This window comes from Agrobacterium sp. CFBP 3001 (genome assembly GCF_027871605.1).
In the GTDB taxonomy this organism is placed as follows: Bacteria; Pseudomonadota; Alphaproteobacteria; order Rhizobiales; family Rhizobiaceae; genus Agrobacterium; species Agrobacterium leguminum.
Map to the genome: position 1 here is coordinate 297,914 of NZ_JAQAHD010000004.1, position 12,605 is coordinate 310,518.

The 12,605-nt window shown below is 51.7% G+C and carries 12 protein-coding genes and 2 pseudogenes; 7 read left to right on the forward strand and 7 right to left on the reverse strand.

The window, feature by feature from the left end:
* Positions 1-55: 55 nt before the first annotated feature.
* From PH605_RS08335 to PH605_RS08345, 3 genes are all read right to left on the reverse strand, one after another.
* Positions 56-814 (reverse strand): alpha/beta hydrolase, encoded by a 759-nt coding sequence (locus tag PH605_RS08335; protein ID WP_142844496.1) that lies wholly within the window; start codon positions 812-814, stop codon positions 56-58.
* A gap of 45 nt (positions 815-859) precedes the next feature.
* Entirely contained in the window at positions 860-2,605 is a 1,746-nt protein-coding gene (locus PH605_RS08340) for a cytochrome c biogenesis protein DipZ (protein ID WP_162856812.1), read from the reverse strand.
* A 181-nt stretch (positions 2,606-2,786) separates the two neighbouring features.
* Positions 2,787-3,296, reverse strand: coding sequence for a cytochrome P460 family protein (locus PH605_RS08345; protein WP_142844494.1), 510 nt, complete (start codon positions 3,294-3,296; stop codon positions 2,787-2,789).
* 470 nt (positions 3,297-3,766) lie between these two features.
* Here PH605_RS08345 and PH605_RS08350 point away from each other — a divergent pair, with 470 nt between their 5' ends.
* Positions 3,767-4,855: a hypothetical protein gene (locus PH605_RS08350; RefSeq protein ID WP_142844493.1), complete on the forward strand. Its 1,089-nt coding sequence runs from the start codon at positions 3,767-3,769 to the stop codon at positions 4,853-4,855.
* Between the two features lie 74 nt (positions 4,856-4,929).
* Here the strand turns inward: PH605_RS08350 and PH605_RS08355 are convergent, their stop codons facing one another.
* Together PH605_RS08355 and PH605_RS08360 are read right to left on the reverse strand one after the other, a co-directional pair.
* Positions 4,930-5,070 carry a hypothetical protein gene (locus PH605_RS08355; RefSeq protein ID WP_162540016.1) on the reverse strand — a complete coding sequence of 47 codons (141 nt, stop codon included), beginning with the start codon at positions 5,068-5,070 and terminating at the stop codon, positions 4,930-4,932.
* Positions 5,061-5,192: pseudogene (locus PH605_RS08360) on the reverse strand (transposase); the annotation flags it as partial. The gene PH605_RS08355 and the pseudogene PH605_RS08360, both read right to left, overlap by 10 nt.
* Before the next feature lie 64 nt (positions 5,193-5,256).
* Between PH605_RS08360 and PH605_RS08365 the strand changes: the two are divergent.
* Positions 5,257-5,547, forward strand: a pseudogene (locus PH605_RS08365) (SRPBCC domain-containing protein); the annotation flags it as partial.
* A 27-nt stretch (positions 5,548-5,574) separates the two neighbouring features.
* Here PH605_RS08365 and PH605_RS08370 read toward each other — a convergent pair.
* Positions 5,575-6,642, reverse strand: a complete 1,068-nt coding sequence (locus PH605_RS08370; protein ID WP_142844492.1) for an acyltransferase family protein — start codon at positions 6,640-6,642, stop codon at positions 5,575-5,577.
* A gap of 50 nt (positions 6,643-6,692) precedes the next feature.
* Between PH605_RS08370 and PH605_RS08375 the strand changes: the two genes are divergently transcribed.
* A complete protein-coding gene (locus tag PH605_RS08375; protein WP_142844491.1) occupies positions 6,693-7,409 on the forward strand; it encodes an SGNH/GDSL hydrolase family protein in 717 nt (238 codons plus the stop codon).
* On the opposite strand, the gene PH605_RS08380 is transcribed toward PH605_RS08375, so the two are convergent.
* On the reverse strand, positions 7,406-8,467 hold the full coding sequence (locus PH605_RS08380) for an acyltransferase family protein (protein WP_142844490.1): 1,062 nt from the start codon (positions 8,465-8,467) through the stop codon (positions 7,406-7,408). The genes PH605_RS08375 and PH605_RS08380 overlap by 4 nt on opposite strands.
* 69 nt (positions 8,468-8,536) lie before the next feature.
* On the opposite strand from PH605_RS08380, the gene PH605_RS08385 reads away from it, so the two are divergent.
* The 4 genes from PH605_RS08385 (at position 8,537) to PH605_RS08400 (ending at position 11,673) form a co-directional block, all read left to right on the forward strand.
* Positions 8,537-8,785 (forward strand): hypothetical protein, encoded by a 249-nt coding sequence (locus PH605_RS08385; protein WP_161987799.1) that lies wholly within the window; start codon positions 8,537-8,539, stop codon positions 8,783-8,785.
* 478 nt (positions 8,786-9,263) lie between these two features.
* Positions 9,264-10,226: an O-antigen ligase family protein gene (locus PH605_RS08390; protein ID WP_161987798.1), complete on the forward strand. Its 963-nt coding sequence runs from the start codon at positions 9,264-9,266 to the stop codon at positions 10,224-10,226.
* Between the two features lie 347 nt (positions 10,227-10,573).
* Positions 10,574-10,975, forward strand: a complete 402-nt coding sequence (locus PH605_RS08395) for an ATP-binding cassette domain-containing protein (protein ID WP_142844488.1) — start codon at positions 10,574-10,576, stop codon at positions 10,973-10,975.
* Positions 10,939-11,673 carry a hypothetical protein gene (locus PH605_RS08400; protein ID WP_161987797.1) on the forward strand — a complete coding sequence of 245 codons (735 nt, stop codon included), beginning with the start codon at positions 10,939-10,941 and terminating at the stop codon, positions 11,671-11,673. The genes PH605_RS08395 and PH605_RS08400 overlap by 37 nt, the downstream gene beginning before the upstream one ends.
* The last annotated feature ends 932 nt before the right edge of the window (positions 11,674-12,605 follow it).

Sequence of the window (12,605 nt, forward strand, 5' to 3'; positions counted from 1 at the left end):
CAATCAACCGCCCCGGTGTCTGGGGCGGCTGTGTTGGACTCGAGGCGGGCGCGGTTTATTTGGCGGATTGCCGGGCGGCCTGTTCGATGACGTCTGCGACCTTTTCGGGCTGGGAGGCAAAGACCGCATGGCTTGCCGCAATTTCGGTCACCGCACTGCCGGCGCGCTTGGCCATGTCGCGCTCGAGATCGGGGTTGATCGAGCGATCCTGCGTTGCGACAATCGACCAGCTTTTCTTGGTTTTCCAGGCGGGTTCGCCGGCTTTGGCGGCAAAGGCGGCCTTGGCGGCGAAGACCTGACTTCTTGCCATGAAGGCCGCGTCCTCACGCGGCAGATCGCCGGCGAAATCCTGTCCAAAGACGGCGGGATCGAGATAAAGGAACGCGCCATCCTTCGTCGGCTTGATGCCGTTGCCAGCCGGCGGTTTCGAGCCGGCGAGGTCGAGAAGGCTCTCTCCCTTCTCCGGCTGGAAGGCGGCGACATAGACCAGCCCGGCCACATCCGGCCGGTTACCCGCTTCCGAGATCACCATCCCGCTGTAGCTGTGCCCGACGAGCAGGCTCGGCCCCTGCTGGAGATCGAGAACACGGTTGGTGGCCTCCACGTCATCGGCAAGAGAGGTGATGGGCTCCTGCACGATCGTGACGTTGAAACCACGGCTTTCAAGGATGTCTGTCGCCCTGCGCCAGGCCGAACCATCGGCCAGCGCGCCATGGACGATGACGATATTCTTCACCTCCGCCGCCTGTGCGGCAAAAGCGATCAGTGCGGTTGCGACGGCAAGCGCGAATTTTGGCATGAGACGATGGTGCATCATATTTCTCCTTTGGTTTTGATGGGAACGGGAGGAAAATCCGGATCAGCCGAAAGTGAAGGCATAGGCCTGCACGCCGGGGTCGAGGAAGCGGATGGCAAAGGTTCTCGCTTCGACGGCGCCGGACTGGCGGACGAGCTGGTAAAGACGGGTTGAGGTGACGACGCCATTGCCCTCCGCATCCGTGTCAGCGCCATGGTCCGCACCCGGCGGATGCCCGTCGATGGTGACCTGGAAACGAACCGGTTGTCCGGCTGCATCCGGCCCAAGGACCAGATGCAGGTCACGGGCGCTGAAGCGATAGGTGATGCCGCCATCAGCCGCATCAAGTGTGGCCGCCTCCGCGCCAATCGTCCAGGTGCCGGAAAGTCCCCATTCGTTGAGGGAAGGCGTCTTGACGGAGTAGTCGCGCGGCGTGTCTGCACGCATCGCCTCGTTGGATGCGAAGCTTCGAGCCTGCCGGTAGCCTATATAGGTTTCGCCCGAGCGCATGTGCCCGATATCCGCACCGGCTTCGGCTCCTGTCGCCTGCGGGCTCACCGGTGCGCTGGCGGAGGCGCTGCTGCCGGCCTCGCGCAGCAGGTCCTGGATCGCCTCTTCGGTCTGCCGATAGTTGCCCTCGCCGAAATGGTGGTAACGGATCTGGCCCCTGGCATCGATCAGGTAATGCGCCGGCCAATAGCTGTTATCAATGGCGCGCCAGATCCTGTAATCATTGTCGATTGCCACCGGGTAATCGATCTTGAAGCTGGCGACGGCCTGTCTGACATTGTCGATCTTCTTTTCAAAGGCGAATTCGGGGGCGTGAACGCCGATGACGACGAGGCCCTGATCCCGGTATTTGTCCGCCCAGGCACGCACATAGGGAATGGTCCGGATGCAGTTGATGCAGGAATAGGTCCAGAAGTCGACGAGAACGACCTTGCCGTGCAATTGCTCACGCGTGAGCGGCGGGGAATTGAGCCACTCCACGGCGCCGTCGAGGGATGGGGCCTTCCCCTCAACCGGCAGCTCCGACCGCGCCGTGGCGGCGCTGACGCCCGCCGCCGCCACTTCGGGCGCTATGGCGGTGTGGAGCCGATCGAGCACCCGCTGTTCGAAGGATGCCGTGCTCGCATAGGATATCTGCGACAGGAAACCCGTATCCAGCCCGAGCGCGATGACCGCGACGCCGGCAAGCACCGCCGCGCCAAGCACCTGCCGGATCCGCTCGCTGAAACCGAGAGACCGCTTCATGGCTGCAAATACCCTGCCGCCGACGAGGATGGCGACGGCAAGGGAGGTTGCAGCCCCGGCGGCATAGGCGGCGAGCAGCAGGCTGGTTTCCAGATTGGCCCCCTTCAGGGCCGCACCCGTCAGCACGAGCCCGAGGATCGGTCCGGCGCAGGGCGCCCATAAAAGGCCGGTTGCGATGCCGAGTAACAGCGAGCCCGCAACTGTCGGCATTGCCCCGGGCTTGCCGGCGGCATTGGCGAGCCGGTTGCCGAGTTCGACGACCGGACGGGTGATGATGCTGGCCGCACGCGGCGAGAGCAGCCCGACGCCGAAGACCGCAAGCAGCGCAAGAGCCGCTAGCCGGCCATATTCATTGGCGCTGATTGCCCAGCTGCCGCCCACCGCGGCCAGCGTCGCGACGGCGCAAAACGTTGCCGCCATTCCCGCAAGCAGGGGCAGCGTGCTGCGCAGGAACGGTTGCCCCGCCCGCGCAAAAACGAAGGGAAGGATGGGCAGGATACAGGGGCTGAGAATTGTCAGCGCCCCTCCGAGATAGGCAATGACCAGAAACGTCATCATCTTTTCCTTTCAGGCAGGAGTTCGGGGCTCCGGGCGGCGAAGGCGACCCGGCGATGGCGCCAATTTCCCGGCCCCACGTATCCCTGATGTGTCGGGGCTTCGGTGAATTTGTAATCGAGTGTAAAAGCCGCCACCGGCGCACGGCCGCTAAAGCGAAACCGCATGTCCCCGTCATTTGTCACTGCGCATAGCGCGTGAAGACGAAATCATGGTCCTTGACGTTGCCCTCGTGGCAGGAGAGACAGGTCTCATGTTGCGCGGCATCCACCGGCTTGCCGTTGACAAACCGCCCGAAGCCCCAGCCGTGGCTGCCGGCATATTTCTTGGAATCTTTCACCATCACCTGCACGGTGGTTGCCGCTCCCGGCACCGTGGCTGGCGGAAACTCCGTGGATTGCTGCCGCTTATAGGCAAGCTTCACCAGTATCGAGCCATCGGGAAAGGGCAGGGTTCCGCTTTTGTAGGCGTTGGCGGCGACATCGTTTGCCAGAACAGCGCGAAGCTCGTCCAGCGGCGGCGCTTCCTGCGCGGGCGCGATGAACGTCCAGTCACGATATCCGTCAGGAAGAGTGACACCATAGATGGGAGAGGCGTTTTGCGGCGGTGTGTCCGCTGAACTTGAATAAACGGTTCCAAAACCCGCTGCCGCAACCGATAGGGCGACGGCGAAGAAAATCTGGCTTTTCATGGGAAATCCTGCCTGATCCGAAATAGATCAGGTCATGATCTGCCCTGCAGGTATCCGGCATGTTTCCTGAAATCCGCACTTATGTATCAAATCGTAGCAGTGCGCACCGCCACGGGGGCAAGGCCGCGCTTAAAGGCCGGCGATCACCCTCTTGCGATCTCGGGCCCGGATTTCCTCGCAAGGCTCATATTCGCCCAGTGATCAGGCTCCTCCTCATCCGTGCCCACACCGTCGCCCGCCGGCTGAATTTGCGCAAAATCCTTCCGAAACAACGAGAAGTCGTGAAACTTTTTCGGGTGCGATGAGTTTGGTGCAGGAGCACTCGGCTCAAATTTCTCGCTGCATATAATCACCCGCTACGCGGAGGATTGGTCATCCTTTCGGAGGAGATACCACATGAATTCCATCATCTATCTAGTCGGACTCGTCGTCGTTGTCCTGTTCATTCTCTCATTGCTGGGGCTACGCTGATGGTTGATCCAACGGGTATCGAAACAAATCCAAACCGCAGCTATGTGGACTGGCCAGCGATTTTCGCCGGTGCCGTCATCTCCTCGGGCGCCATGGCAGTCCTCACCGCATTTGCGGGCGGCCTGGGCCTGAGTTCCATCTCGGCCGACGATGGCGGCGAGATCAGCACAGTCTGGCTCATCATAACCGCGCTCTTCGTCATCATTTCCATGGTCGGCTCATACATGCTGGGTGGCTATATTGCCGGCCGCATGCGTCGGCCTGCCGGCGCTGCCGACAGGAACGAACTGACGGTCCGCGATGGTGTGAATGGCTTGGTCGTATGGGGACTAGGGACGGTCGTCTCGGCGTTTCTCGCGCTCGGCGTGCTGTCCGGTGGCGCCAAAGCTGTCGGCAGCGTGGCGCAGACCGCCGTCGAGGCCACGGGTTCCGCAGTCGGCGGCGCCGTTCAAGGGGCTGGCCAACTGGCAGGCGGCATCATTTCCGGCGCTGGCAGTGCAGCCGGTGGTCTGGCGCAAGGAGCCGGTCAGGCTGCCGCACCCAGCATTGAGCAGATGCTTCCGCAAGGTCTGAGAACGAACCCGATCGACTATTTCACGGATACGCTACTGAGGACCGATACGCCCGCCACCCCTCAGACGGGTGAACAGAGCGCCGGTGACTATCAGCGCCAGATTAGCGGAATCCTCGGCAATCTGATGGCGACAGGCGAGATATCTGATGCCGACAAAACATGGCTCGCCAATCAGGTCGCTGCCCGCACAAACATCAGCCAGACCGATGCGCAAACGCGCGTGAACCAGACGGTTGAACGTGTGCAGGCCGTCAGGGCGGAAGCGCAGAAGAAGGTCGATGAAGCGCAGAAGCAGGTCGAGGCCGTGAAGGCTGAGGCACAGAAGGCATTGGACGATGCCAAGACGAAGGCTGCGGATGCCGCAGAAAAAGCACGGGTCGCAGGTATTCTGACAGCATTCCTGCTGGCCGCTTCCGCGCTCGTTTCCGCTGCGGCTGCCTATATCGGCGCAGTACACGGCGGCCGCCACAGAGACGAAGGCCGCATCTGGGGTGGGCTAGCCTACCGCAAGTAACCAGAGCGATGGCAAGAAAATCGGCTTTTCAAAAAAAGACCTGCCCTGACCAAATTCCGGGCAGGTCATACGTTTTAGGCATCTGGCATCACGGACAGGGCCTGCAGCAAGGCAAGTGCGACCGTGGATGCCGCCAGGATTGCGGTCAGCGCCAGTGGCGCGGTGGCGCTGTAGGAATCCACTGGCTGGGATCGTCGCCGTATTACCGAACCCATTTGCGCAAGACATTCTCGTGGACATCAAGATCACGAGCAGCCTGCGCAACAATGACCCCACGTTCCCTGACCAACTTCACTGCTTCAAGCTTATACTCGCGGCTGAATATTCGTCTTTGCATTCATGCTCTCCGGTTTCAGGAGGAACCCTTAACTCGCTGTCCATGAAACCGGCAGCAGGCCAGTGAATGGGTCTTTGACATGATCGGCCCTGACGGCACAGTCTTCCCGAACCATCATCGTTATGTCGAGGTCCGGCCAGAAGAGAGGATCGCCTATACGCTGCTGTGGGGCGAAAACGGGCCGAAACATGCCGACGCCTGGGCCTCCTTTGAAGATCAGAATGGCGCGACGAAAGTTGTGCTGGGCATGGTGTTCAGCACGGAAGCCGAGTTCCAGCAAGCGAAGGGTTTCGGCGCCGTGGAGCTGGGTCAGCAAACGCTGGGCAAACTGGAACGCTTCGCCAAGGCGCTATAGATGCGCGGAGGTGTTCAGTGATTTTTACTATATCCGGGATAAAATCGCTTTTATACTTTGTGTTTTTATCGTTATTCGGCGATAAATTTGGTTTATTGGATACTCAATGAATTTATAGGAGGCTAGGCCAAATATGATGGTCAGTGCCAAAGCGAAGAGGGTCATTACCCCCAGTGCAACTAAGCCGGGCGTCAAAAATAGATTTACTGTTTTTTCAGAAACTTGGATCATCAAGTTATGAACGAGATATATCGAGTAACTCGCATTCCCAAGATAGATCAATATTCTATTTTTTGCGACGAAACCATTTTCCTCAAGAAGTACGCAGCCGTAAATCAGCAATAGCCCAGCGAAGCCCCAAGTCATAGGGCGCAATATGTTATGACTGGAGCTCAGCTCCAAACCGCGGCCTGTTGCAGCGATGAGTAGCGCTCCCATAGCGATGAGGAGCCAAGCGCATGTTCTGTTTCCTGACGAAAAACTCGCGCGTCCTGAAACATAAAAAGCTCCGAAGCCCGCCCCAAAAGCAAAGTCCAAAATTACGGGGCTCGTATAGTATTCTAGGTAGGGATTTAGTACGAAAATCATTCCGGCACCAACCAGGCACGCCAGAATTGTTACCAGGAGCACTATTCTCAATCTAAAATCGGGCACAATAAGCAGCAAGGCAAATAGCGCATAGAAAAACATTTCAAAATTTAGTGTCCATCCAACAGATAAAATTGGCTCCCACAGGCCGTTGCGCATAAATGGGATAAAGAGAAGTGATTTCCAAACGTAGCTGAGTTGCAGATCAAGCACGCCGATGGGGCGAAACCCAATGAGGAACAGGGCTACGATAGCTGACGTCATTATCCAGTATATAGGAACGATACGGGCAATTCGATTAAAGAAGAACCTTGCCGGGTCGCTGTCTTTGTTGAAGGTTGTCAACACCATAATGAACCCGCTAAGGACAAAAAAAATGTCTACGCCAGCAGCGCCGAATTCATAGGTTTTTGCCCCTGGAAACAATTTATCTATATTCGGCATAAAATGATGAAAAAAAACTAGGAAAGCCGCTGCTGCTCTCAAAACTTGCAAATTGATTATCATTACATGTGTCCTCGAAATACCGTTAAGAAAATATAACGAATGAGAAATTTATGGTGCCACACTCTCTTTCCAATTTCATATTTTCAGGCTGGATGGTCGTTCTGTTACTTTTTGCCGGCCCTACGAACGGAACGTGTCTATCTGATCAAATTGTCGTCACGCCTAATTCAGAAATTGCTTTTGAAGGAGATAGTTTGACCTATGGCTATGATGAAACCGAAATGGCGGGTGCACAAAAAATCAATGGTGCATGGCCGCGAAGAAGCAAAATTCCTTTTCCCGAAGAGGTAGGCAAAATTCTGGTGAATTTGCAAGTCACGAATCATGGATTTCCAGGTGACAGAAGTCGCGAAGGCATCAAAAGATGGGCGTCACTGAAAACTGCCAGTTTAACGGTCTTGATGTATGGGACCAACGACTTCGGCAACTTCGGTAAGCTGGAGAGGTCGCTTACCACGGAAGAATTCAAAGTGAACTTAGAACGCCTAATTAAGCGCCGCACACTCAGGGGCGGTCAAGTTCTTCTCGTGACCCCTCCACCGATTGCTGAGAACGCAGTAGACGCTGGTTTGGAGCCGTATCGTGAGGTCGTTCGGAATATGGCGCGTCAACGGAATTTGCCTTTGGTTGAGGCATCGGCAGCAATGTCAGATGTTCCTCACAAATGGGTAGACGGTTTGCACCTAAGTGCGGCGGCTAATCAATCGCTTGCGCGTGCTGTTTCTAAGAAAATTTGCGTTCGCGCACCCGATCACGCCCGCGACTAAACCGCATTTGAGTGTATTCTGAGCGTTCGTGCAGTGTACCAGTTTCGTAATGCTTTATTCGCAGGGATTTCGAAACGTCGCCATACTACCGCGCTAATAAGTATTGTTAGTCCAAGTCCGCTAAGTACAGTCAGAACGGCATATATTAGAGGATATTCCACGACGGGGGATGTAACTTTTTCGACAATTTGTAATACAAATGGGTGGATTAGATATATTGCATAACTGGCGGAGCCAATCGTAATCACGGGCGAGTAGTTCAGATATAGTCCTCGTTTTTCCACGCCTATCAGCGTGAAAATTATTAAACTCCCTCCAAGCCCCCAAGTGGCAGGCCTGATAAAACCCTCAAACGAGGGAAGGGAAATAATATCGGGTATAGCTACGAGCAATCCTCCTGCTAACGCACTGCTAATCAAGCTGTAAGCAGGGAGTCGTCTGAAATCGTATGCCAATGATAAGTGAGCAAGCCAAACACCTAAAGCGAAGTCCAGCATGATCGGGTTTGTGTAAAATCGTGCGAATACCGAATCTCCAACGTTTAACACCAAGGGTAGTCCACCCAAAATTGTCACAATCAATGTAACGAAAATCGAGGCATAAATTCGATATTTCATTTGTACAAAAAATCCAAATAATAAATAGAAAAATATTTCGTAAATCAATGTCCATCCGACGTATAGAATAGGATAGTCCACTCCATTTCTGTGGACTGGAAGAAATAGAAAGGACTTAAGAACACTGTCAAGCTGAAGACTGATCACGCCGATTGGCTTCAGTCCTAGAAAATATGTGGTGCAGATAAGCAAATTAAGTAGCCAATACAATGGTACTATCCTTGCCATACGGTTGAAATAGAATTCTAATATTGTTGTTTGCGATTTTTCGGTGCTTGTTACCATAAGAAAGCCGGACAACACGAAAAATATGTCGACACCGGCATTTGCGGAGACGAATATGGGAAGATCCTCATATGCGCGTCGCAAGTTGGGGACGATGTGCACATAAACTACCATCAACGCGGCGACAGCTCTGAGGGCGTGAAGGTTCTTGATCAAGGTCGCTTCCTAGGCTAAAAGTTTTTTCGATATTTTTGATATTTTAAGAAAAAAATGATTGGGATCAAAATGAGTTCAGTGGTTATGTCGTCACTACTCTATGGCAAGTTCCTAGAGATAGCTGCATTATTTAAACGTAACAAGCGCGAGCGCCAACCCGACGAATGGGTGCGTGGGCACGTTTTCTTTCCGGTAATTTCGATTGATGGTGAGAAACTGTCGCATGTGGTTATGCGGCGAGGCGAAGCCAACAACTACGAATATCGTGCCTTGAGTGAAGCTGAAAAACAGGAAATGTTTTCCGATTTGGCTTGGTGAGTCTTGCGAATAATATTTATACATAAGGCTTTTCAAAGTGCAGCGACGAAGACTTAGCAGACCGCGGCAATACGATGAATTGCCCAGCTTCATTGTGGCGCTACCGATGTACCCTGGGCGCATAATTGTGTCTCGTGGGGTGATCCGTTTATTTACATTTATTTTTGGCTTCTTGTTGCAATGTAACATCATTCCGATAGCGTTCGGAATTCCGTTTCTTCGGATTACGGACATGATAGTTATAACAACTCTTCCTATATTGTATATTGTATACATTAGACTGTTTAATTCTGCGCTTATTTTAATATATCTTTTGCCCGTGATGTTTGCATTCCTAACGTCTCTATTATTTTTCACTGATAGGGGGAATGGGGAACTCTATTCATCCGTATTCACGTTTTTATACATAATTTATTTTCTCCCTTTTACATTTGCCTTGCTTCGAGATGGCTGCCTAGATTTGTTTTGTTGGGGTATTTTGGCAGGATTTGCTGCAACTACTTTTTGTTTGTTTGTTGATTTGTATGTTCCATATACTCTTACAAATGTTGGCCTGGCCCTTGTCTTTGACTATCAGGCCGTCGCTGATGCTGCAGCAAACGGTGACTATAATGCACCTCTTCTACGCTTCGAGAAAGCGGGTGGACTTTGGACGCACGGAAATGAAGCTGGTCCGGTGTTCGCATTGGCTGCCGCCGCTGCGGCGTATTTGGCAGAGAGGCGTCGCAGCTTTTTTATATTTGCGTCATTTGCAGCTATATACCTAGTTTCGTTTACTGCTACATTAAACAGATCGGGAATGGGTACAGTCGTCTTAATAGGGCTGATGTCGTACATGTCGTCGTTGTCGAGCCGAAAAATAACTTTGACATTGGTGTATGCCATCCTTGGGATTATGGTTGTCTTACTGATGTTCTCCTTTGGCTCATTCGATTCGATCGATGGCGCGATCTCAAAAAGGTTTCTTGAGGACGAGAATGCTAGCTCGAATATTTTCGAGCGGCTAGAATCTCTCGGCTATGGCATCCAAGTGGCTCTAAACAATCCTTTTGGTATAGGGCTTATTTCTAGGATTGCCGAGATGAATATGTTCAGTCACTTCGGAACGCCTCACAACGGTTTTGTTTCTACTGCCTTCACGGCCGGTGTTTTAGTTAGCTTTTTTGTTGTCACGTCAGTTGCATATATCTTTTTTCGTTTTAGAAAAATTAGATTTTTTCTTTACGTCGCAGTTACGCTGACGTGCGGCTATCTTTTTGAGGAATTGGATGTCAATGCTGCCTTTATGTGTTGGGCTGGTTTGTTAATAGGTTACACTTGTTTGGATCTCGATTATCGCTTGGTTCGGGGACGGGCAATTTTGCGATACCTGTCGAAAGAATTTCGTAATCAGCAGTCCTTGTGCTCTGAAGGCACTAGTTTACCTTCGACGAAGGCCTGAGACTAACAGCGTGGAAACCATGTCCCGTTTTCTACCAATCCAGAATAGTGGTTTTAGTGATCTCCTAAAGGTTCAAGATTTCACAGTCACGGTTTCTCCGAGTTTTTCAATTACTTGACGCCAGTTTGTTTTGTAATTTAGCCCTGTTCGGCTCTGTGCGGGCCGATTTTTGATTTCCTCATTCATCTCCGGTCTGTTTGCCTGTGCTATACTCTTCCTGTTCTGCGATGAACCGGGAGACGTTCCGGTTTTACGTTGGATCAGCGCCGGTTGTGGGAGGGGACGGTCACTCTCGCATTCGGGGTTTGACGGTGAGTGTCCTTCGATAACGGCGGAGGAGTGATGGATTGGTTAGCGGCTCTATTCTTGAAAATATAACGTTCTTCGATCAGAAACCGGATGTCGCAGTCGCTATGGAATGCGCGGAGCTCGCATGTATTCACGATGACATTTCGTCATTTTCAATGAGTTATGAAACGCTGATTGGTGAAGTGGGCAGTACCCTTAGTCAGGGGCAACAACAAAGAGTTCTCATTGCACGAGCATTGTACCAACGTACGGAGATTCTTATTTTGGATGAAGGGACAGCCCATCTTGACGAGCGTGTTGAGACGCAGCTTCTAGAAAATGTAAGAGATTTGGGGCTTACTGTTGTTATGGCAGCTCACAAAGAAGAATTGGGGAGGTTCTGCAATAAAATTTGGAGATTTGAATGCGATGGTATTATAGAATCAGAAAGACAGCATTAGTTTCGTTAATATTGCTTTTTTCTTTATTTATATTTGTTTTTTTATTTTTTCCTATTTGGGGTGCGTTGTTATGTCCGCGTTGTTTTGGATTTAAAGAAGTTGCATCTGGTATTTATGTTGATGCTGAATTGGACGATGATAGGGAAATAAGTAAAATTTCAAGCAATGTTGATATCGCGCTATCTTTGGTGAGGAAAGTATACGGAGCGGTCAGAGCTCCAATGCCGACGGTGTTTTTGTGTAGCTCGGCGAAGTGCTTCACACGCTTTGGTAATCAGGGAGAGAAAGCCTCATCTTATGGGCACTGGGCAGTGGTTGTTTTTAGTGATGGAAACAATCCCGTTATTTTGGCCCATGAGCTTTCTCATGTCGAGACTGGCTTTAGGATCGGATTTTATGGCTGGGCCTCTATTCCTGCTTGGTTTGATGAGGGGCTTGCGGTGGCAGTATCTCGAGATAGCCGATATTTGGAAATCGGACCATCCGGCACTCTTTCTTGTAATAAATTGTCTGGCGGAGTCTTGATAGCCGATATCGATGAGTGGTGGCAAAAAGCCAGTGCGGGAGACGTTGATATATATAGTGCTGCTGCATGTCGGGTTGTAAATTGGATAAATGGTAAAAATGATATCGGCGCTGTGGAGGAGCTTCTCGATGAGTTGCGCGAGGGTGGGGATTTTGAAAAGCTTTTTAAATGATCTCTAGAATATTTTTCGATTAAAATCGGGCATTTTCAACGCTGTTTTTTGTTTTGGCACGTGGCTAACTCTTTTTTCAATTCCCCGTTTATGCACGTCCATCGTGATCGTATTATATTGATTATGTTCCATCAAAAACCAGGAGACATTCTGTTTTTGCTTGGAGCCAGCTCCGGTCGTGAGAGAGGGCGTCGCTCTCATATGTGGGGTCTGACAAGGAAATTCCGTCAAGGATTGAGGAGAATGGATTTGGTTTGTGGTGGGCCTTTCTCTTTCTCTGGAGTTCGTTGGCTGAAGGACTGGCTTTGCCAGGCATAAACCGCTGATGCGGGGCACTGATAAGTGTCTTTATTCCCCCAGGTGGCAATTTTCAGTGCCCCGTTGCAGTGCCCATCGAGCTGAAAGGCGGATGGGAAAAGAGATGAAGTTCACAACACGGTCGCAACTACGTCGCGCGATAGGAAAGGTATGTTCAAATGGGTCTCTTTGAAATGTACGTTCTTGCAGCTCGTGCAGATACAGCCCTGATGAGGCGAAGGGTAGCGAAGATTATGAATCGTCGACGCAAGAAGCAATATTTACACAACCGGAAGAAGAATCCAGATTTGGAGACCTAGATGAAGAGAAGAGTACACCTTCGACCTAGGAGGATTCCGCAAACATATATTTACATAGATATATGTGCGAAACATATAAAATATATGCTGTGTTGAATTGTATAAGAATATTGAGGTCGGATGAAAATTCGCGGCCAGAATCTTGTTTTGCGGCCTGCAATTTGCGGATTGCGGGACGAAAACGCGTAAATATATGATTTTTATGCTGAAAATGCCGATATGGCTGGAGAATGATTATGCGTGGAAACTATATGAGTGAGATAGAATTGATTGGAGTGGAGATCAGATTCGAGTGGCTATCGATTACAATAACAA